The sequence below is a fragment of the Bradyrhizobium sp. SZCCHNR1015 genome, from assembly GCF_032489875.1.
Classification (GTDB): Bacteria; Pseudomonadota; Alphaproteobacteria; order Rhizobiales; family Xanthobacteraceae; genus Bradyrhizobium.
This window is the reverse complement of record NZ_JAUEYW010000001.1, coordinates 58,324-79,659: the sequence shown is the minus strand read 5'-3', so window position 1 is coordinate 79,659 and position 21,336 is coordinate 58,324. Positions and strand designations below refer to the sequence as shown.

The 21,336-nt window shown below is 66.0% G+C and carries 19 protein-coding genes; 3 read left to right on the top strand and 16 right to left on the bottom strand.

From position 1 onward, the window contains the following. Nucleotides 1-44 precede the first annotated feature (44 nt). From QX128_RS00375 to QX128_RS00325, 11 genes are all read right to left on the bottom strand, one after another. Nucleotides 45-404: a hypothetical protein gene (locus tag QX128_RS00375; RefSeq protein WP_316236411.1), complete on the bottom strand. Its 360-nt coding sequence runs from the start codon at nucleotides 402-404 to the stop codon at nucleotides 45-47. Nucleotides 405-507: 103 nt separating this feature from the next. Beyond that, nucleotides 508-1,836, bottom strand: a complete 1,329-nt coding sequence (gene serS / locus QX128_RS00370; protein WP_315799821.1) for a serine--tRNA ligase — start codon at nucleotides 1,834-1,836, stop codon at nucleotides 508-510. 130 nt (nucleotides 1,837-1,966) lie between these two features. Further along, the gene (gene tatC / locus QX128_RS00365) at nucleotides 1,967-2,782 is read right to left on the bottom strand and encodes a twin-arginine translocase subunit TatC (RefSeq protein WP_316178562.1); all 816 of its coding nucleotides are present in this window, start codon (nucleotides 2,780-2,782) and stop codon (nucleotides 1,967-1,969) included. Next, a complete protein-coding gene (gene tatB / locus QX128_RS00360; protein WP_316236410.1) occupies nucleotides 2,779-3,297 on the bottom strand; it encodes a Sec-independent protein translocase protein TatB in 519 nt (172 codons plus the stop codon). Before tatB ends, tatC begins: the two co-directional genes overlap by 4 nt. 112 nt (nucleotides 3,298-3,409) lie before the next feature. After that, nucleotides 3,410-3,643: a twin-arginine translocase TatA/TatE family subunit gene (locus QX128_RS00355; RefSeq protein WP_006614346.1), complete on the bottom strand. Its 234-nt coding sequence runs from the start codon at nucleotides 3,641-3,643 to the stop codon at nucleotides 3,410-3,412. A gap of 279 nt (nucleotides 3,644-3,922) precedes the next feature. Next, a complete protein-coding gene (scpB, locus tag QX128_RS00350) occupies nucleotides 3,923-5,011 on the bottom strand; it encodes an SMC-Scp complex subunit ScpB (protein WP_316236409.1) in 1,089 nt (362 codons plus the stop codon). A 19-nt stretch (nucleotides 5,012-5,030) separates the two neighbouring features. After that, the gene (locus tag QX128_RS00345) at nucleotides 5,031-5,870 is read right to left on the bottom strand and encodes a ScpA family protein (protein WP_315751001.1); all 840 of its coding nucleotides are present in this window, start codon (nucleotides 5,868-5,870) and stop codon (nucleotides 5,031-5,033) included. Beyond that, entirely contained in the window at nucleotides 5,867-6,895 is a 1,029-nt protein-coding gene (nagZ, locus tag QX128_RS00340; RefSeq protein WP_316218772.1) for a beta-N-acetylhexosaminidase, read from the bottom strand. Before nagZ ends, QX128_RS00345 begins: the two co-directional genes overlap by 4 nt. Before the next feature lie 42 nt (nucleotides 6,896-6,937). Continuing rightward, nucleotides 6,938-8,500, bottom strand: a complete 1,563-nt coding sequence (locus QX128_RS00335; RefSeq protein ID WP_315799816.1) for an SPOR domain-containing protein — start codon at nucleotides 8,498-8,500, stop codon at nucleotides 6,938-6,940. Between the two features lie 95 nt (nucleotides 8,501-8,595). Beyond that, nucleotides 8,596-10,392 carry an arginine--tRNA ligase gene (argS, locus tag QX128_RS00330; protein ID WP_316236408.1) on the bottom strand — a complete coding sequence of 599 codons (1,797 nt, stop codon included), beginning with the start codon at nucleotides 10,390-10,392 and terminating at the stop codon, nucleotides 8,596-8,598. Between the two features lie 8 nt (nucleotides 10,393-10,400). Next, nucleotides 10,401-11,567, bottom strand: a complete 1,167-nt coding sequence (locus QX128_RS00325) for a deoxyguanosinetriphosphate triphosphohydrolase (RefSeq protein WP_315799814.1) — start codon at nucleotides 11,565-11,567, stop codon at nucleotides 10,401-10,403. A 112-nt stretch (nucleotides 11,568-11,679) separates the two neighbouring features. Between QX128_RS00325 and erpA the strand changes: the two genes are divergently transcribed. Then, on the top strand, nucleotides 11,680-12,021 hold the full coding sequence (erpA, locus tag QX128_RS00320) for an iron-sulfur cluster insertion protein ErpA (protein ID WP_315711699.1): 342 nt from the start codon (nucleotides 11,680-11,682) through the stop codon (nucleotides 12,019-12,021). A gap of 17 nt (nucleotides 12,022-12,038) precedes the next feature. On the opposite strand, the gene QX128_RS00315 is transcribed toward erpA, so the two are convergent. The 4 genes from QX128_RS00315 to QX128_RS00300 form a co-directional block, all read right to left on the bottom strand. Beyond that, nucleotides 12,039-14,354, bottom strand: coding sequence for an ATP-binding protein (locus tag QX128_RS00315; protein ID WP_316236407.1), 2,316 nt, complete (start codon nucleotides 14,352-14,354; stop codon nucleotides 12,039-12,041). Between the two features lie 779 nt (nucleotides 14,355-15,133). Further along, a complete protein-coding gene (locus QX128_RS00310) occupies nucleotides 15,134-15,874 on the bottom strand; it encodes a metallophosphoesterase family protein (RefSeq protein WP_316178549.1) in 741 nt (246 codons plus the stop codon). Nucleotides 15,875-16,075: 201 nt separating this feature from the next. Continuing rightward, a complete protein-coding gene (locus tag QX128_RS00305) occupies nucleotides 16,076-16,735 on the bottom strand; it encodes a hypothetical protein (RefSeq protein WP_316236406.1) in 660 nt (219 codons plus the stop codon). 388 nt (nucleotides 16,736-17,123) lie between these two features. Next, complete coding sequence (locus tag QX128_RS00300; RefSeq protein WP_316236405.1) at nucleotides 17,124-18,041, bottom strand: LysR family transcriptional regulator; 918 nt, start codon at nucleotides 18,039-18,041, stop codon at nucleotides 17,124-17,126. A gap of 96 nt (nucleotides 18,042-18,137) precedes the next feature. Here QX128_RS00300 and styA point away from each other — a divergent pair, with 96 nt between their 5' ends. Beyond that, nucleotides 18,138-19,385, top strand: a complete 1,248-nt coding sequence (gene styA / locus QX128_RS00295) for a styrene monooxygenase subunit StyA (RefSeq protein WP_316236404.1) — start codon at nucleotides 18,138-18,140, stop codon at nucleotides 19,383-19,385. Between the two features lie 16 nt (nucleotides 19,386-19,401). Then, a complete protein-coding gene (locus QX128_RS00290; protein WP_316236403.1) occupies nucleotides 19,402-19,929 on the top strand; it encodes a flavin reductase family protein in 528 nt (175 codons plus the stop codon). 325 nt (nucleotides 19,930-20,254) lie between these two features. Here the strand turns inward: QX128_RS00290 and QX128_RS00285 are convergent, their stop codons facing one another. After that, nucleotides 20,255-21,277: an aldo/keto reductase gene (locus QX128_RS00285; protein ID WP_316236402.1), complete on the bottom strand. Its 1,023-nt coding sequence runs from the start codon at nucleotides 21,275-21,277 to the stop codon at nucleotides 20,255-20,257. Nucleotides 21,278-21,336 lie beyond the last annotated feature (59 nt).

Sequence of the window (21,336 nt, the reverse complement as noted above, 5' to 3'; positions counted from 1 at the left end):
GTGCAGCAGCGAGGCAAACCCGAGCGCTCGCCGGCATCACCCGGTCAATGCCGGATCCGCCACTGCGGCAGGAACCTGGCGAACTGCCCTCGTATGCCCAGCCTCAACGGTAGGCTGGACGTGCCGGATACGCCGGCTGCCTGCTGAGCAGGAGGCGCCGGCACTGCTGAAGGCTCGGTCGGCGGCACTGCTGCAAACCGGGCCCGCGCGACACTCAACGCCTTCTCGAAGTCGACCGGGTTGAACCAGGGCTGATCGCGCAGCGAGTCGTGCAGACCCTCGTCCCAGACCCTCGAGCAATCGACGTCGAACGCTCCCTTCAGGCGCTGATCGACCGCCTGGATGCCGGAGCCGGTGACGGCCCATTGCCGCCCGATCCAGAAAATATCCCGATGCAGGACCATGTTGCCGGTTTCTGAAAAGCAATTGCTGAACAGAACCGGAGGATACGACCCGCCGGCCGCCACGCAATGGCGGCGACCGGGGCGGATGCAATTTGCCGCGGCGCTATGGCTCGGCGGCCACCACCTTGAGGCCGCCCATATAGGGCTGCAGCACGTCGGGGACCGCGATCGAGCCGTCGGCCTGCTGATAGGTCTCCATGACCGCGATCAGCGCACGGCCGACAGCCGTGCCCGAGCCGTTCAATGTGTGCACGAAGCGCGGCTTGCCGTCACTTCCGCGATAGCGTGCATCCATGCGGCGCGCCTGGAAGTCGCCGCACACCGAACAGCTGGAGATCTCGCGGAAGGCGCCGCCATCGCCTTGCCCCGGCATCCAGACCTCGATGTCGTAGGTCTTCTGCGAGGAGAAGCCCATGTCGCCGGTGCACAGCGTGATGACGCGATAGTGCAGATCGAGCCGGCGCAGCACCTCCTCGGCGCAGGCCAGCATGCGCTCATGCTCGTCCTTGCTGGCTTCCGGCGTCGTGATCGAGACCAGCTCGACCTTGGTGAACTGATGCTGACGGATCATGCCGCGGGTGTCGCGGCCGGCCGCGCCTGCCTCGGCGCGGAAGCACGGCGTCAGCGCCGTGAGCCGCATCGGCAGCTCCTTCTCGTCGACGATGGACTCGCGCACGAGGTTGGTCAGGGCAACCTCAGCAGTTGGAATGAGTCCGAGCCGCTCGGTCTTGAGGCGATCATCCGGCTCCGCAATCAGCTCGCCCTTCACGGCCCAGAACTGGTCGTCCTCGAACTTCGGCAATTGTCCCGTGCCGAACATGACGTCGTTACGCACCAGCAGCGGCGGGTTGATCTCGGTGTAGCCGTGCTCGGTCGTGTGCAGGTCGAGCATGAATTGCCCAAGCGCGCGCTCCAGCCGCGCCAGTCCCTTCTTCAGGACGACGAAGCGCGCGCCCGACAGTTTTGCGGCCGCCTCGAAGTCCATGCCGAGCGGTGAACCAATGTCGTCATGCGGCTTGGGCGCGAACGCGTAGTTGCGCCTGGCGCCGAACACATGGCGCTCGACATTGTCGTGCTCGTCCTTGCCGTCGGGCACTTCGTCGAGCGGCAGATTCGGAATCGCTGACAGCTCGCGCGCCAGCTCCTGGTCGGCCTGCTTCGCTGCGGCCTCGAGCTCCGGCATCGTGGTCTTGAGCCTCGCGACCTCCTCCATCAACGCGCTCGCACGCGCCTCGTCCTTGGCCTTCTTGGCCTCGCCGATTTCCTTGGAAGCGGCGTTGCGCCGGGCCTGCGCCTGCTCGGACGCCAGGATCGCCGCGCGACGCCGCTCGTCGATGCCCAGCAGTTGCGACGACTGGGGCGACAGACCCCGGCGCGTCAGCGCCGCATCGAAACCTTGCGGGTTGTCACGGATCGATCTGATGTCGTGCATGGTCGTTCGGTCCTGGGAACGAAAGATGTCGGCGAGTCGCCGTGGATCACGGGCCGGCCTGCACTACCGCGAAAGGCGGCGGATGGGAACAGGCAACGCCCGGGATGGAGCCCGGGCTTGCGGGCCTGCCCTATTCCGCTGGCGTGGTCGGCAAGTTGCCGGAGCCCGACGAAGAGCCCGCCTTGGCCGCAGCCGCCTGCTTCTCGACGATGCCGACCGCGATGATCGCGCCCTCGTAGAGGGCCAGCAGCGGCAATGCCAGCGAGGCCTGGCTGAGCACGTCGGGCGGCGTCAGGACGGCCGCGATGATGAAGGCGATCACGATGAAATAGCGCCGCTTCTCCTTCAGCATCTGCGAGGTGACGATGCCGATCCTCCCAAGCAGGGTCAGGATGACCGGGAGCTGGAATGCGATGCCGAAGGCGAAGATCAGCGACATCATCAGCGACAGATATTCGCCGACCTTTGGCATCAACGCGATTTGCGCCGTCTCGGGGCCGCCGAGCTGCTGCATGCCGAGTGAGAAGCGCACGATCATCGGCCACACCGCAAAATAGACCAGCATGGCGCCGAGCACGAAGAAGACGGGGGTCGCTATCAGGTAAGGGAGGAAAGCATTGCGCTCGTGGCGGTAGAGGCCGGGCGCCACGAACTTGTAGATCTGCGTCGCAATGATCGGAAAGGAGATGAAGCCGGCGCCGAACATCGCCAGCTTGAGCTGCGTGATGAAATATTCGAGCAGCTGGGTGTAGATGAACTTGCTGTTCTCGGCACCTGCCACCCAGACGAACGGCAGCACTAGGATGTTGTAGATCTGCTTGGCGAAGAAGAAGCAGAAGATGAAGGCCACGCCGAAGCCGAGCAGCGCCTTGATCAGCCGCGACCGCAGCTCGATCAGGTGGTCCATCAACGGGGCCTTGCTGGCCTCGATATCTTCGACGGTCATGACGCTTTGGCGTCCTTCAGGCGTTCAGCTTCTGCTGACGCAGACATTTCGGGCTGCGGCTCGGGCTTGATTTCACGTACGATCGCCAGCGGCTCGCCCACCGGTTGATGAGCTTCAGCCTCCACGAAGGTCTCGGCCTGTGGCGGTTCGGGGGTCGTCAAAGGAGGCTCGGACGAAGCAGCGGCCGCGTCCGGTGCGGGCGCCGGCTCAGTAGGCTTGTCGATCCCCTCGATATCGAGAGCCTTGTCGACGTCGCGCTGCAACGAGGAGATCACGCCGGTCGGGGTGAAACCGCTGGCGGCCTCACGGACCTCGTCGAAACTCTTCTTGAGGTCGGCCATTTCCGCTTCGCGCATCGCCTCCTGGAATTGGCCCTGGAACTCCGAGGCCATCCGGCGCGCCTTGCCGATCCATTGCCCGACCATGCGCAGGACGCCCGGAAGCTCCTTGGGACCGATCGCGATCAACGCGACGACCCCAATGACGAGCAGCTCACTCCAGCCGATATCGAACATGAAACAATCCGCCTACGCGACGACGCCTCTGATCCCGCCTGCCCGGGCCTGCCTGAACAGGTCCCGGTGCCGTCCCTGCGGGGGCGCGCCGCCCGCGCCTTTCACGCGCAGATCAAACGGCTTTGCTGCCGACATCCGTGCGGGTGGCCGAAGGCGTGGCGCCATGATCGATCGACTTGACGGGCTCGGTCTTCTCCGGCGCCTTGTCGTCGTCCTGCATGCCCTTCTTGAACGCCTTGATGCCCTGCGCGACGTCGCCCATCAGATCGGAAATCTTGCCGCGCCCGAACAACAGCAGGACGACCGCGATCACGACGATCCAGTGCCAAATGCTAAGCGAACCCATCCTGCAACCCTCCAAACACCGGCGCAGCCTTCACCCGACTGCCCGTCGACGCTACCGCCGAAACCGCGTCATATCCATGGACTTGACCGCGACACTTCGCTTCTAGCATTCGATTGCGAAACAGCAACACGAACGCGGCCTAGCACCGGCCGAAAATAGCGCGCGGACAGCCCGATCTGGGCGGAAGGTAGGCGCCAACGCCTCCAAAAACAAGCACTTAAGGTCCGACAATTCGCGGCGGGACCTACGTAATAACGCGAGTGTTAACAGCTCCGACCACTAGTTTTGGTGCGGCGAGCCGTCCTCGTCGGTATCGCGGTCGTGCTCGTCATCGGCTGCGTCGATCTCATGGTCTGCCGCGTCGATCTCGGCCTCTGCTTCTGCCTCGTCCTCCACCTGAGCCTGAGCCTCGGCAGAAGGTTCGACGAGCTCGGTCACGGCCTCGTCCTCCTGCTCGAGCTCGGTCTCCTCGACGGCGAAGTCCACTTCCGTCGTGTCGGTTTCTACATCGGTGCCGGGCAGTTCCAGATCGCCAACGGCGACCTGCGACGAGGCGTCGTCCTGAACCGCGGTCTCGGCGGTTCCCATCTCGCCCTCGGCAGCCGCCGTCTCGGCTGCGACTGTTTCCATCTCCGCCGTTTCGGCCTCTGCCGCCTCAGCTTCGCCAGGTTCGGTCTCGACCGCGGGCGCAAGCGCCAGATCGAGATCGCCCGGATCCAGCGGCTCCTCGTCCTCCCGGAGCGTCGGATCGTCCGATGGCGTCGGGACGGTGAAGCCGGTCGGCAGACGGGAATCCAGCAGGCCCGTGCCCTTCAGCTCTTCCAGGCCTGGCAGATCGCCCAGGGTCTCCAGGCTGAACTGGGCCAGGAACGCATCGGTGGTGCCGAAGGTCAGCGGACGGCCTGGGGTCTTGCGGCGCCCGCGCGGCTTGATCCAGCCGGTCTCCAGCAGAACGTCCAGCGTTCCCTTGGAGGTGACGACGCCGCGGATCTCTTCGATCTCGGCGCGCGTCACCGGTTGATGATAGGCGACAATGGCCAGCACCTCGATCGCCGCACGCGACAGCTTGCGCGTCTCGGTGCTCTCGCGCGTCATCAGCCAGGCGAGATCGCCGGCGGTGCGGAAGGTCCATTTGTTGGCAACGCGCACGAGATTGACGCCGCGATTGGCGTACTCCGCCTGCAGCTGCGCCAGTGCGGCCTTGATGTCGACACCTTCAGGCATACGCTTGGCGAGCGCGGCCTGCTCGAGCGGCTCGGCCGAGGCAAACAGGAGAGCCTCGAGGATGCGCAACTCTTCGGGGCGCGCCGCGGGCTCGATCGCGATCTCGTCGGGCTCTTCCATGCGCAGTTCCGCCAAGCTTGCCATGGCAGGGTCTCCTTGTTCGTTACTCAACCGTCAAGTCCGGCGCAGCCATGGCGCCGGGCTGGATCGGTGGACGCTTACGAAAATACAGCGGCGCGAACGCCTGCTTCTGGTTCAGCTCGAGCTTGCCTTCGCGGACCAGTTCGAGGACGGCCGCAAAGCTCGATGCGAAGACGGTGGCCTTCTGTGCAGGCTCGACGACGTAGTCCAGCAGGTAGTCGTCGAGGCATCCCCAGTCGTCCGACACCTCCGTCATGCCGACGAGCCGTTCGAGCGACGCGCGCGCCTCGGCGAGCGACCAGACGGTGCGCTTGGCCATATGAACGGACGTGACGACGCGCGACTGCCGCTGGATGGCATAGGCCGACAGCAGGTCGAACAGGGTCGCGGTGAATTTGGGACGACGGACCTCCGCGATGGCCTCCGGGTTACCGCGCGGGAACACGTCACGCTGGAACTGCGGCCGGTTCATCAGGCGATTGGCGGCCTCGCGGATCGCCTCCAGCCGGCGCAGCCGGTTGGCAAGTGCCGTGGCCATCTCCTCGGCGCTCGGACCTTCCTGCGCCGGCGGCTCGGGCAGCAGCAGGCGCGACTTCAGAAAGGCGAGCCAGGCCGCCATCACGAGATAGTCGGCGGCGAGCTCCAGCCGGATCTTGCGGGCGGCCTCGATGAACTGAAGATATTGGTCGGCGAGCGCCAGGATCGAGATCTTGGCGAGGTCGACCTTCTGCTGCCGCGCCAGCGCGAGCAGCAGGTCGAGCGGGCCCTCGTAGCCCTCGACGTCGACGACCAACGCCGGCTCGGCCTCGGCCAGCTCCGTCGTGGGACGGCCGGTTTCAAACGACAGAATTTCAGCGGTCATGCGCTCGCGGGTCCCAGCCGGTTGATCAGGGCGTCGAGCTCGCCGCGCGCGGCGTCACGATCGAAGCCCGTGGGCGCCTTGCGCGCCGCAAGTGCACGATCGGCGCGGATCAGGGCTTGGCCGGCCAGCTCCGGCGTCTCGGCGGCCACGGCCTGCATCTCGTCGAGCTTGCCGTTGCAATGCAGAACCATGTCGCAGCCGGCCGCCACGATCGCACGCGTGCGCTCGGCGATCGATCCGGCCAATGCGTTCATGGAAACGTCATCACTCATCAACAAACCCTGGAACCCGATCCGTTTGCGAATCACCCGTTCGATCATTGTCGCAGAAGTCGTGGCCGGATGGGCGGCGTCGATCGCGCTAAACACAACATGTGCAGTCATCGCCATCGGGAGGTCGGCCAGCAGCCCGAAGGCGGCGAAATCGGTGGCGTCGAGTTCCGCTTCTGGCGCGTCCACGGTCGGCAGGCGGAAATGGGTGTCGGCGGTGGCCCGGCCATGCCCCGGAATGTGCTTCAGGACCGGCAGCACGCCGCCCTGCTCCAGCCCCTCCGTCACCGCCCGGGCAATTGCAGCGACCTTCGTTGGCGTCGTGCCATAGGCCCGATCCCCGATCACGGCATCGGCACCGGCGACGGGGACGTCGGCGAGCGGCAGGCAATCCACGGTGATGCCGAGCGCGATCAGGTCATCGGCGATCAGGCGGGCGCTGAGCCAGGCGGCACGGAGGCCTGCGGCCGAATCAAGGTCGTAGAGACGGTCGAACACCACGCCGGCGGGATAGGCCGGCCAATGCGGCGGCCCCAGGCGCTGCACCCGGCCACCCTCTTGGTCGATCAGGACGGGAGCGTCGGCGCGGCCGACGCAGGCCCTCAATTCCTCAACCAGTTCAGTTACTTGGGCGGGTGACTGGACGTTGCGTTTGAACAGGATGAAACCCCAGGGCCTGAACTCGCGGATGAACGCGCGCTCGGCGTCGCTGAGATCAGGTCCGGAGATGCCGGTAATGAAAGCCCGCATGGTCATGCGGGCCGCATAGACCCCGCCTCGGAGGCGGTCAAGCGAGCCTTAATTGTTGCTAAACGGGAAACACTGTCCGCCGGCAGTTTTCAACGATCCGCACATCTTGTTGGCCTCTTCCTTCGTCGCGAAGGGCCCGACGGCCGCGCGGTACCTGACGCCACCCTTCTCACCCAGATCCATCCGCTTGATGATCGGCTCGTATTTGCCCAGCACGGCGCCGTACTTGTCCTGCACCGCCTTGTACGATGTCATCGCCTCGGCCTCGCTGGCCTGCGACGAGATCGAGACCAGATAACCGCCGGTCCGATCGTTCTGGGTCTGCTCGGTGACCGGCACGGCGGCGGCGATCCGGGCCGGCGCGCTCGCCGGCGCGGCCGGCTGCGGTGTCAGCGGCATCGGGCTGTCGTTGGCGGCCGACGCGTTGGCGTTGGCCGGCGATTTACGGCCCTTCGGCGTCGCCGCCGGTTTGGTTGCAGGCGTCGCAGGCATCGGCGGATCGACCGCGGCGGCCTGATTGCCTCCCGTCACGGACAGCGTCTTGATCGGACGCGGATCACTGTTGGGCAAAATGCCATTGGCATTGGCCATCTGCGACATCGGGGCCGCCCCGGCGCTGACCGGCGGCGGAGCCGCATTCTGGTTCATCTGCGGGAACACCACGCGCGGATTGCCGCCGCGGGTGTTCAGATCCATCGGCGTTTCCTCGCGGGACACCAGCTTCTCGCCGCCGTCATTGCCGAGCAGCCGATCCGGCACCTTCGGCGTCGGATCCTGCTGGGCCATGATCTTGGTCGGACTGTTGTCAGCGCGGATGATCGGCGGCTCGCCGGTCCGGCCGGACGAGATGTAGGTCTTGTAGCCGTAGGCGCCGCCGGTGCCGACCACCGCAAGGGTCAGCACCGCGAGCACGGTGCTCATGCCGCTGCGCCGCCGCGGCCGCTCCTCTTCCTCGCCTTCGTCGTAACCGTCCTGATAGCCGTATTGGCTGTCCTGGAAATCGTTGTCGCCCTGAAACCCCTGCTGTCCCGAGCCCATCTGCCCGAACAGCGCATCGTCATAGCGCGAGGAGTCCGGCTCGTTGTCATCGAAGCCATTGTCGCGGTTGTAGTCGCGATCATTCTCGGCGAACCCGTGGCGCGACTCGCCGACGCTGTAGTCGAGCTTGGACAACTGATCGGCGAACTCCGCGTTCGGATAACCCTGCTGCTGCCGGGGAGCGGGCGCGGGCGCGAAATCCTGATCAGGAAAGCCTGGCTGGCCGCGCGGATCCTGATAGCCCGCCGGAAAGGCCGGCGGTGCGGGCGCCGGCTGCGGCGGCTCGCGGCCCATGTCGGCGAAGGGGTTGGCGGCGGCAGGCTGAGCTCGCTGCATCCAGGCCGGAGCCCCGGCCGAAGGCATGCCGGGGACCGGCTGTTCCGGCGCGGGCGCCGCGGGGCGCGCCATCGGCCGCGGCTGAGACTGCGGGGTGGCCCGGCCCGAGGCGGCAAAAGGATCGTTCTGCCCGATCAGGCGAGCGAGTTCGGCGAGCGGATCGGCATCGGCCTGCTGGTTTCCACCACGGCCAAAACCATCAGCGGGAAAGGGTCTGTCCTGGTAACGATCAGCCATCGTGATGAAGCGTCCCTGCGGGTGAGCCGCATATGCGTCCTAAGGCGGACCCTGCCAGATTGAGGCCCCCAACTGAAGTCGCGTGTTTCCCCCAATCAGCGCATTGCATCAGGAGCATTAACGCCCAAGATGGCAAGTCCCGACGCCAGAACCGAGACGACGCCCTGAACCATGGCCAAACGTGCCTTGGTCAATTCTGCATCATCATCGATAATGAAGCGTAAATAGGGCAAATCCCGCCCCCGCGTCCAGAGGGCGTGAAATTCGCTTGCAAGTTCATACAGGTAGAAGGCGATCCGGTGCGGCTCATGCGCCAGGGCCGCGCTCTCCACCGTACGTGGGTACAGTGCCAGGCGTTTCAAGAGGTCGTGTTCGGCCGAGTCGGAGAGTTTTTCGAGCTTGGCCTCGCGGAGGAACGCCAGCCGTGCCCCCTCCTCCTCCGGCAGCTCGGGCACGCTCTCCCGCGCATTGCGGAAGATCGAATGCCCCCGCGCGTGACCGTACTGGACGTAGAACACCGGATTGTCGCGCGACTGCTCGATCACCTTGGCCAGGTCGAAATCGAGCACAGCGTCGTTCTTGCGATAGAGCATCATGAAACGGACAGCATCGCGCCCCACTTCATCAACAACTTCCCGCAAGGTGACGAAGTCGCCGGAGCGCTTCGACATCTTCACCGGCTCGCCATTGCGCAACAGCTTGACGAGCTGCACGACCTTGACGTCGAGCACCGCCTGTCCGGCGGTCACCGCTTTCACCGCCGCCTGCATGCGCTTGATGTAGCCGCCGTGATCGGCGCCGAACACGTCGATCAGGTCGGCGAATCCGCGCTCGAACTTGTGCCGGTGATTGGCAATGTCGGAGGCGAAATAGGTGTAGCTGCCGTCCGACTTGATCAGTGGACGATCGACGTCATCGCCATAGGCGGTAGCGCGGAACAGCAGTTGCTCGCGATCCTCCCAGTCCTCGGGCGGCGCGCCCTTCGGCGGCGGCAGACGACCTTCATACACGTCGCCCCGCTCGCGCAGGAACTCGATCGTGTCGGCAACCTTGTTGGTCGCACCGGCGATCAGCGAGCGCTCCGAAAAGAACACGTCATGACGAATGTTGAGCGCGGCGAGATCGTCCTTGATCTCGGCCATCATCATCGTGATCGCCTTGTCGCGTACGATCGGCAGCCACTCGGTCTCAGGCATGGCCTTGAGCTTGTCGCCGTGCTCGGCCGCCAGCGCCTGCCCGACCGGCTTCAGATAGTCGCCGGGATAGAGCCCATCCGGAATCGCGCCGATGTCTTCGCCGAGCGCCTCGCGATAGCGGAGGAAGGCGGAACGCGCGAGCACGTCCACCTGGGCGCCGGCGTCGTTGATGTAGTACTCGCGCGTGACGTCGCGCCCGGCGAACTGCAGCAGGCTGCATAGCGCATCGCCGAACACGGCGCCGCGGCAGTGGCCGACATGCATCGGCCCGGTCGGATTGGCCGAGACGTACTCGACGTTGACCTTCGGCGCGCCGGACACCGGCGCGACGCGGCCGTAGGCAGCGCCTTCGCGCAGGATCGTGCCGAGCGCTTGCGCCCAGACGGTCGGCTGCAGGGTCAGGTTGATGAAGCCCGGTCCGGCGACGTCGACCTTGGCGACCAGCTCGTCGGCGCGCAGGCGCTCGGCAATCTGTTCGGCGAGCTCGCGCGGCTTGGCCTTCGCCTCCTTGGCGAGCACCATCGCGGCATTGGTGGCCATGTCGCCATGGCTCGGATCGCGCGGCGGCTCGACCACCACGCGCGAGAAATCGATGCCCTCGGGCCAGCCGCCCTGCTTGGCGATGATGGCGCAGATGGCGTGGACACGCGCGAGCATGTCGGCAAAAAGGTACGGGGTGGAAGCTTGTTCGACCATGCCGCCGCCTAACGCAAATCCGGAGTCGAGTCAAAAAGCCGGTGGTGCTCGGTTAAGGCGAAACGGTCCGTCATTCCGGCGATAAAATGGCCGATGCGGCGAGCCCGATCGCCCTCGCCGTCGCAACCGTCCAGCCAGCCTGCGGGCAGTGTCGAACCGTCCTCATGGTAGCGGCCATAGAGGTCGGCGACGATGCGCTCGGCGTCGCGCATCACCCGCATCACCCGCTCATGGCGGTACATCCGCTGCCAGAGAAACCCCTTGATCGTCGCCTCGTGCTCGGCGACATCGGCCGGAAATGCCACCAGCGGCCCGCTGTGCCGCCTGATGTCGTGCGGCGACATCGGCTGCGCCCGCGTGATCCGGCGCTCGGCTTCGGCCGCTACGGCGGCGATCAGGTAGGAGATCAGCTCGCGCACCAGCTCGGCGCCGCGCCGGATCGGATCGAGCGCCGGATATTGCCGGTCGATCTCGGCGATCATCGCCGCGAGCAGCGGAATCTCCTGGAGGTCATCGACCGTGAACAGGCCGGCCCGCAGCCCGTCGTCGATGTCGTGGGCGTCATAGGCGATGTCGTCCGCGAGCGCGGCGACCTGGGCCTCGAGCGAGGCGTAGCTCCACAGCTCCAGGTCAAACCGGGCATTGAACTCGGCGATTCCCGGCGGGATCGGCGCCTGCAACGGCCCGTTGTGCTTGACGATGCCTTCGAGCGATTCCCAGGTCAGGTTGAGGCCATCGAAATCGGGGTAGCGCTGCTCGAACGAGGTGACGATGCGCAATGTCTGGGCATTGTGGTCGAAGCCACCATGCTCCGCCATGCAGCGGTTCAGCGCGCGCTCGCCGGCGTGGCCGAACGGCGGATGTCCCAGATCATGCGCCAAGGCCAGCGTCTCCGTCAGGTCCTCGTCGAGGCCGAACTGGCGGGCCAGCGCGCGGGCGATCTGGGCGACTTCCAAAGAATGGGTCAGGCGGGTGCGGTAATGGTCGCCTTCGTGGAAGACGAACACCTGGGTCTTGTGCTTCAGCCGACGGAAGGCGGTCGAATGGATCACCCGGTCGCAATCCCTGCGGAACGGGCTGCGGGTGCGCGACGGCGGCTCGGCGAACAGGCGACCCCGGCTGCGATCGGGATCGCAGGAATAGGGAGCGCGGGGGGCAGCCATTCCGACCGACACGGGCGATTGTTCCTTTTGCGATTTGATTCCTCGGCGGAGCCCACTTAACTATGGGGAGTGCCCGCGACCAAATGAATAGGGCATGACGCACTGCTCTCGGAGACCTCCTGCCATGACTGATGCCTCGACCGGCCCCGTCACCATCAGCGAACGCGCAGCCCGCCGCATCGGCGAGATCCTCGGCAAGGAGAGCGCCGGCGCGATGCTGCGCATCTCGGTCGAAGGCGGCGGCTGCTCCGGCTTCCAGTACAAGTTCGACATCGACCGTGCCAAGGCCGACGACGACCTCGTCATCGAGCGCGATCGCGCCGTGGTGCTGGTCGATCCCGCCTCGGTGCCGTTTCTCGCCGGCTCGGAGGTCGATTTCGTCGACGACCTGATGGGCGCCTCGTTCCGGGTCAATAATCCCAACGCCACCGCCTCCTGCGGCTGCGGCACCAGCTTCTCGGTCTAGCTCCCCTCGTTATCGGCTCAGGCCTCCGCCGTCGCAGCCGGGACATCAGACGGCGCCAGTGCCGGCGCCTCGACGCTGGGCGCGGGCGTGCCGATTGCCTTCAGCATCGCCGCCACCATCGCCGGCTTGCGCAACGGCTTGGCCAGAAAGTCGGTCATGCCGGCCTCGCGGCACTGCTTGATATCGTCGGGGAAGGCATTCGCGGTCAGCGCGATGATCGGCAGCCCGGCCAGCCGTCCACCCTTGGCCCGAATGGCCCGGGTCGCGGTGATGCCGTCCATCTCCGGCATGCGAACGTCCATCAGCACCAGGTCGAACGCCTGTTCGTCGGCCGCCTTCACCGCCTGCAAGCCATCCGGGACGATGCATTTGTCGACCGGGAACTCCTGCAGCATCTTCGACACCACCATGCGGTTGGTGGCGTCGTCCTCGGCGATCAGCACGCGCAAGGGACGGCCGAGCGCCTCGATCCGCGCCTTGAGGTCGCCGGCACCGACCCGGTCGGCGCGCTGATCGGACACCTGCTTGTCACTCCACGGCAAGGTCAGGCTGAAGCGGAAGGTCGAGCCTTCGCCCTGCACCGACGACACCGCGATAACCCCGCCCATCTGCTCGATGATCCGCCGGGAGATCGCCAGACCGAGCCCGGTGCCGCCGAAGCGGCGGTTGATCGAGGCATCGGCCTGGGCGAAATCCGTGAACAGCTTGCCGACCCGATCGGCGGGAATGCCGATGCCGGTGTCGGAGACGCGCCACTCGATGGTCGCCTTCTGATCGTCGCGCGCGCGGCAGGCCACGGCGATGGTGATGCCTCCCTGCTCGGTAAACTTCACCGCATTGGAGGCGAGATTGATCAGCACCTGACGAATGCGCGCCACGTCGCCCTTGAGCGCCGGCGGCAGCTTCGGATCGATATCCGCGTTGACCAGCAGGCTCTTCGATTTCGCGTTGACGCCCATGATGGCGGTGACCGCCTCGACCAGCGCCGCCGGCGAAAAATCCACCGTCTCGAATTCGAGCTTGCCGGCGTTGAGCTTGGACAGATCGAGGATGTCGTTGAGGATGCGCTGCAGGTTGTCGCCGGACTCGCGGATCGTCATGACCGCATGACGCTGCTCGTCGTCGAGCTTGGTCTCCAGCAAGGTCGAGGCGAGCCCGAGCACGCCGTTCATCGGCGTGCGGATCTCGTGGCTCATCATCGCCAGGAAGTCGGACTTGGCGCGGCTTTCGGCTTCCGCCTGCTCGGCGCGCCAGCGCTCGGTGACGTCGCGGCCGAAGCCGCGATAGCCTGCGAACTTGCCCTCGTGATCCCGCGCCGGCCGCGCCGTCAGCGCCCAGCGGCGGCGCTCGCCGCCGGCGACCACGACGTGGATCAGGATCTCCGGGATCGACAGCCGCTGCGCCATCCGATCGGCGAACGTCTTTAGCGTCGCCGTATCCGTCGGGCAGAGATATTTCAGCGTATCGATCAGCCGCTCGCCCTTGAGCTGGTCGAGCGGAAGCTGGGCCACGTCGGCGAAGCGCTGCGGCGCGTCGATCAGACGGCCCTCGGCATCGGTCTGCCACAGCCAGCTCGCGGCGTTCTCCTGGAATTCCTTCAGAAGCAGCGAGATCGTCTCGTTCTGGCGCTCGTGCCGGATCTGCGCCTTCAGGTTTTCCAGGAACACGTTGCCGTGCGACACCAGGTGCCGGACCATGAACGAGGTGTAGAGCAGCAGGAACACGACGAGTACGAGATAGGTCGCGCCGCCGCAAAGAAACAGCGAGCCCACCGAGGCGAGCATCAGGGTCCAGGTGTAGGCGAGACCAGCCCGCGGCACGCTCGACATCGCGAACGCGCCACCGGAGATCATCCCGGTCATCAGCGAGCCCACGATGATCTGCAGATGCGGATCGACCTGCGGCATCACGATCAGCGGCAGCGATCCCCAGATGGTCGCCAGGAAAAACGCCTGCAGCGTCATCCGGGAGATGGCGCGTTCGGACGCCTCCTGCGGCCGCGACTTGCGCGCGCGCCACCAGCCGCGCAGCGCCATGCCGCCGGCCACGGCGATCGCGGCGCCCCACGCGAAGAGAAAGAGATTGGAGACGGTGTTCCAGAACACGCCGAGGATGATGGCGGCGTTGGCGAAGTTGATGCCGATGGTCACGGGGACGAGGCGCGCGACGGCATCGACCTGCCGCGCGCGGATGCGCCGGCGATCGCGCTCGGTCAGCGCTTCGTCGTCGAGACCTTCGATGGCCCCGAAGCCGCCGATCCAAAGGAAGAAGGCCCCCAGCGGGCTGCCGCCGGCCGTTCGCTTCGAGCGCGTGGGATCCCCAGGCCAATTCATGAGCGCGCAGAACCTTCCTTGTGATCCCTTGCCATGCCCGATCGGCTGCTTCAGCCGCGTTAATTGTCCCGCCCGTAGAATTACGGAACCTCCGAATGCGCGCGCTGACAGGGCTGGATGCAACTCGTCGTTCCCGCGGCACGATGTGCCCGAGTCATGATCGTCCATGTCCCCCTCGTTCAGGTCGAGGGCGCAGGGAATGCCGGGTGCTGGCCGCAACCCATGGCCCGCCTGCAGAAAGAAAGCAGGCGGCAGTCACCACAGGTCCAGCCGGTCAACCGGCATTCCCTGCACGACGGCTCTACGCCTTATACGCACTCTCCCCGGGGACCGGCTGTCTTGCCCCCGTCACCGGCGGATCATCGTCCCCACCGGCTTGGCCTCAGCGTCGGGAGGCCAGGACCATGCGATTTCGGCGTGCGCCAAGGCTGTTCGTCCGCACGGCATCAGCCATGCTGCAGCCCCAAGCGCCCATCGCATCCCACCCCGCGTGTCGTGACGATCGCGATACGCCCCTCGTGCCGGGGCGGGACGGCGGGATGAAAGCACGATTTCTGACAAAGCGAAACAAGAGAATTTTTCGCGGCGAGACTGGACAGGGCAAATCAGCTTGAAGGCGTTGGAGAAATGAATTTCTGCGCGCAGGCAGATTTAAAGCCGATGTCGCCCGTTGCATCGCGCACAACAGCGATGAAGCGGCCTTGATTTGCCCGACGGGCATGGCCGATCGCATAGCGCCTCGCCAAATACCTCGCCAAGCACCGCGTCGTCGTACCCTGTCAGATCACCGCGCCCGAGGCGTAGGCGCCGGCCCAATGCGGAAAGCCGTTTTCGGCGGCGCGCGCCGCCGCGCGATCCCAGTCATAGGTCAGCGCCAGCAGCTCGGCCTGCCAATGTCCGCGGCGCTCCGTCAGCACGGCGTAGCGGGCGTGCGGCGAGCGATATTCGAGCTGTGCCGCAATAGGAATGTCGCCGAACACCGGACAGCCGACGCTGCCGGGATTGACCACCAGGGGTCCGCGCGGCACCTGCACCATCGCCTGCCGATGACTGTGGCCGCACAGCACGAGCGTGGCACCGCCGAGATTGACGAGGCGCGAGGCCAGCACGTCGCGGCGCGCCGGCACGTAGCGGCCGTCATCGAGCATCTCCTCGAGCAGAAGCGCGCAGTCATCGTCTGGCGTGCCGTGGACGGCGAGGATGCCATGGTCCAGCGCGATCCGTGGCGGAAGCGCGTGCAACACCCGGCGCTGCTCGGCGGTCAGCGCCGCGCGAGCGAAGCGACCGGCGGGAGAGAGCTTCTCCTCCGGCAACTCCTCGATCCAGCGGTCGTGATTGCCACGCACGGTCGGCAACTCCAGCGACTGCAGCAGGTCGAATGTCTCGCGCGGCCACAACGGGCTGGTCACGCAGTCGCCGAGATTGACGGTGGCATCGACGCCGCGTGTCTCGATGTCCGCGAGCACCGCCTCCAGCGCCGGCAGATTGCCATGCACATCGGAAATCACTGCCAGCCGCATCGTCGTCTCCTTCGTCACGCGCTTCGATCGGTCCGTTCAAGGCAAAGCCTTAGCATCTTCGTCATTGCGAGCGAAGCGAAGCAATCCAGGACCGCGCGTGGCACTCTGGATTGCTTCGCTCGCAATGACGGCGGAGAGGCCGGTGTCCGAAGCGACGCCAGCCGGCGGCGCGTGCCGACGATCCTCAAAGAGACGCGCGGATCACAACCTTACAGGAACAACCGTCAACATCGGCACGCGGCCTGCATAGCGCAGCAGCAGTCGGTGGGTCGGATAGAAGATCACGAGCGGCAGGCCGATCAGGAGCATCCCGAACCACGCCGGTCCTGGCATGAAGCTCTGCGCCACGGCGTCGCTGAGACCGTAGACGTAGTTGATGTTGACCGGCAGGTCGCTGGTCGCGGGTGGCGGCGGCATCAGGAAGTAGCACACCGACAACAGCGCCCAGGCGGCGACGGTCCAGACCGCGAAGGCGCGGCGGTCGTAGCCGAGCCGCCATACCAGCCAGGCCAGCACGAAGGGCAGCCAGAAATGGAAGAACGACAGGCTGCGGGTGAACAGCGGCAGCTTGGCGTCGAACATGTAGGCCGTCATGCCCGTCAACGGCACGCCTGCAGCGGTGCCGAGGAAGTCGACGACCCACAACGCCTGCGGCAGGAGGATGCCGACCGCCGGCGCCGAGGCGAGCAGCGGGCTCTCCAGCCAGACCGCGGCCAGCGTCGTCAACAGCGCGACGTCGCAGAAATACAGGAAGTTGGTCGGGCCGTAGGCCATCAGATAGGTCGGCACCAGCACCGCGCAGAACGCGCTATAGGCAAGCTTGAACCACAGCGGAATGCCTGGCTTCGCGGCCTCGTTCATCGATCCCCTGCCCCTGCAATATGACTGCTTGCGAAATCGCGCGGAGATTGCGGGCAGATGAGACGGCGCGTCAATCAGAGCGCCGGTGATGTTCATCCTCAGCGTTAACAAGCGTTTGCGCTGACCGGATCTGCAGAGGAAATCGATGGCGCAGCAGCGTGCGCTGCCTGATACAGCGCCCTCTCCCCTTGCGGGAGAGGGCTGCACCGGCTTCTCGACGCACTCATTCGGGTGAGGGGTATCTCTCCGCGATCGCGGCTTGTGGAGACATCCCCTCACCCAACCGAGCTTGCCGCGCTGTCCTCCATGCCCTCTCCCGCAAGGGGAGAGGGCGCATTCACGGGCACCGCGCTCATTCTGACCTCACCTACAATGAGTTCAAACATCGCTACACTCTTGTGGCCATTGCCGCACCAATCGCGAACACGTCCGCGCGCTCGATGATCAGGTCGCGGAACAGGCGGGCGCGGTGCGACATCCATTGCGGGTCGGGATAGACGACGTGGAGCGGCAGCGACGGCACATCGTAGTCCGGCAGCAGGTGGACGAGCTTGCCGGAGGCGATGTGGCCCACCGCGCACCAGTCCGGCAGCACGGCGGCGCCGAGGCCCTCCAGTGCGGCCTGGGTCATGATGTCGGCGTCGTCGCAGGTGAGCGAGGGCGCAATGCCGACGACGTGGCGGCCGGTCTCGGATTCGAAGCTCCACTCGTTCTTCGGCGACAGCCGCGAATAGGTCACGCAGGGCAGCTGGCGCAGATCGTTGGGCAGGCGCGGCGGGCGGTGTCTCGCGAGCAGCGATGGCGCCGCGACCAGCAGCCGCTTGACCGTGCCGACGCGTCGCGCGACCAGCGAGCTGGAGCTGAGCACGCCGATGCGGACGGCGAGCTCGGTGCCGGTCTCGACGAGATCGACGAACTGCTCGGTGAAGCGGATGTCGAGCCGCACCTCTGGATAGCGGCGGCCGTATTCAGCAAAGATGTCGCGGAAGAAATAGCGGCCGAACGAGGTCGGCACCGTCATGCGCAGGGTGCCGGAGGGCGCGCCGACGCGCTTCGGCGATGGCACGCCGGCGCTCTCGAACAAGGTGACGATGTCCTTGGCGAGCTTGAGCACCCGGTCGGCCTCGGGCGTCGGCCGCAGCTTACGCGTGGTGCGTACGAACAGCCTGCAGCCGAACTGCTCCTCCAGGAGCGCGATGCGCTTGGTGATCGCCGGCTGTCCCAGGCCGAGATCGGCCGCAGCCTGGGTGAAGCTGCCGGCCTCCATGACGCGGATGAAGGTCTGCAGCGCGTCGATCCGGTCCATCCATTCCTCCCCGGAATGAGTTTTATTCTTGTCATTCCGTATACGGCATCCGGAGGACTGGTCTAGCCTCCAAAAAAATCAAACGGAGGGAGAGCCATGGAGAAGTCGATCGGCATCGTCGGCGCCGGCATCGGAGGGCTGCATCTGGCGCTGTATCTGCAGAAGCACGGCATCCAGGCGACCGTCCTGACGGATCGCGCGCCCGAGCAGTATGCTGCGACGCGGCTGATGAACACGGTGGCGCATCACGGCATCACGGTCGCGCGCGAGAACGAGCTCGGCGTGAACCACTGGGACGATCCCGGTGTCGTCTACCACCACCATGATCACTTCTTCAATTTTCCGGGCAGCCCCCTGCTCTTTCGCGGCGCATTCAAGCAGCCGAGCCGCGCGGTCGACTACCGGATCTACCTGCCGGCGCTGATGAAGGATTTCGAGGATCGCGGCGGCGCGATCGAATATGCCAGCATTCAGGACGACGACATTCCGGCGCTGGTGGCGCGCTTCGACCTGCTGGTGGTGTCCACCGGGAAGGGCGCGCTCGGGCGGATGTTCAGCCACCGGCCGGAGCTGTCGCCCTACAACCAGCCGCAGCGCCTGCTCTGCGTCGGGCTTTATGACGGTGTCGATCATGGCAGCCCCGATGGCGACGATCCGCGCGGCGTCACGCTGTCGGTCTCGCCGGGCCATGGCGAGATGATCGTGATCCCGACGCTGACTTTCGGCGGCATGAAGACGGCGCTGCTGATGGAGAACATTCCCGGCGGCGACATGGCCGAGCTGGTGTCGCTCAACTACGACGCCGATCCCTCAGCCTTCCGGCAGACGATGCTCGACAAGCTGGAGAAGCACCATCCGCACACCTACAACCGGATCGACACGCACCGCTTCGATCTGCAGCCGCTGGACCTCCTGCAGGGCGCCGTGGTGCCGACCGTGCGGCGCTCCTCGGTCAGCTTCGACGACGGCAAGATCGCGATCGCGCTCGGCGACGTGCACTCCGTGGTCGATCCGATGATGGGCCAGGGCGCCAACATGGCCTCCTATGCGGCGTTCGAGCTGGGCAAGGCGATCGTTGACGCCGTGGCGTTCGACGACCGCTTCGTCGAGACGGTCGATCGCGCCCGGGAGAACCGCGTGCTCGCCGCGGCGCGCTGGACCAATCTGATGCTGCAGCCGCCGTCGGAGGCGATGGGCCGGCTGATTGTCACCATGGCGCAGGATCGCGCGCTCTGCGACGAGTTCACCGACAATTTCAACTATCCGGAGCGGCAGTGGGACCGGCTGGCGAGCGACCGGCGCATTCATGCCTGGATCGATGACCGGGCAAGGCTCGCAGCGTGATGACGGAGAGAAGCCGATGAGCCATCATCCGGACCCGGCCAGCTTTCGCGCTGCCGCGTCGCGATTCTCGACAGGCGTGACTGTCGTGGCGAGCCGCGACGCCCAGGGCGCACCGGTCGGGATGACTGCGAACAGCTTCACCACGGTCTCGATGCAGCCGCCGACGGTGCTGGTCTCGCTGAAGCACGGCCGCACCTGGCAGGCGGTGAGCACCTCCGGCCGCTATGCAGTCAACGTGCTCGCGGCGGATGACGTCGCGGTCGGCCGGCATTTCGCCGGCGCACCGCTGGCGCAGGGCGCACCAAGCTTCGACGAACGCGATGGCTTCTTCCTATTGCCGCAGGCGATCGCGCAGTTCGGCTGCGAGGTCGTCAACGCGATCGAGATCGCCGACCATACGCTGTTCATCGGCGAGGTCCGCTGGTGCCGCCACCAGGAGGGCCTGCCCCTGGCCTTCTACGCCAGCCGGTTTCGCAATGGACTGGGCGCGGAGATACTGCCAAGCGACGGGCTGGCGTATCCGACGGAGGGGTGGACGATCTGATCGTTATGTGCGCGGTGGTCACGGCGCTGCGCGCCTTTGCCCACCCTCCACGTCGGCAAGAAATCTGATGCGGTTCGCCGGGACGACTTAGTGAGCCAAACATCGTCACATTGAAGACTGCGGGTCCGGCACAGTCGTGAGGCTCAACCGCCGATCGGTCCGGGGTCGATGCCCCCCGTTGTGGCGGCTCCAGAATGACCGGAGCGCGGCCACGTGACGATCGAAGCAAGATTCTACTGCCGTCCGGGCGACGTCGTCAAATGCATCGCCGCCGCAGGCACGAGGTCTGCGGCTGATGATCCACAGCAGTTCCGCCGGCCCGAGATCAGCGCCGCTCGTTCAGCATCGGGAAGCCGCGCTGATGCCAGACCGGATAGGCGGCGGGAATGTCGCTGGCCGCATCGAGCGTCGCCACCTGCTCCGTCGTCAGGCTCCAGCCGACCGCGCCGATGTTCTCCATGAGCTGGCTTTCGTTGCGGGCGCCGACGATGATGGTCGCGACCGTCGGGCGCTGCAGCAGCCAGTTCAGCGCCACCTGCGGAATGGTCTTGCCGGTCTCCTTGGCGACGCCGTCGAGCGCATCGACGACGCGATACAGCCGCTCCTCCTCGTAATGCGGTCCCGTGCCGGCGATGTCGTGGGCGCGGGTGCCGGGCTTGGCCGGCTGTCCGCGGCGGATCTTGCCGGTCAGCTTGCCCCATCCGAGCGGGCTCCAGATCACGGCGCCGACGCCCTGGTCGACGCCGAGCGGCATCAGCTCCCACTCATAGTCGCGGTTGAGCAGCGAGTAGTAGGCCTGATGCGCGACATAGCGCGGATAGCCGTAGCGGTCGGAGGCGGCCAGCGACTTCATCAGGTGCCAGCCGGAGAAGTTGGAGCAGCCGATGTAGCGGATCTTGCCGGCGCGCACGAGCTGGTCGAGCGTGGACAGCGTCTCCTCCACCGGCGTGTTGTAGTCCTGGCCGTGCAGCTGGAACAGGTCGATGTGGTCGACGCCGAGCCGCGCGAGCGAGCCGTCGATCGCCTCGATCAGATGCTGGCGCGAGGAGCCATAGTCGTTCGGGCCACTGCCTTTCGGGAACGTCGCCTTGGTCGAGATCAGCAGGCGGTTGCGCTTGCCTTTGATGGCCTGGCCGAGAATGCTCTCGGCCAGGCCGTCCGAATAGACGTCGGCGCTGTCGAACATCGAGAGGCCATGATCGAGGCAGACGTCGATCAGCCGGGAGGCGCCGTCAGCGTCGGTCCCGCCCCAGGCCTTGAAGAAGTCGTTGCTGCCGCCAAAGGTCGCGGTGCCGAAGCTGAGCGCGGGCACGCGGAGGCCGGAATGGCCGAGACGTCGATGGTCCATCATGATCTCCCTGGGTGTTGGCCGCATGAATACGCGCAGCGCGCGCCCCCGACCATGCC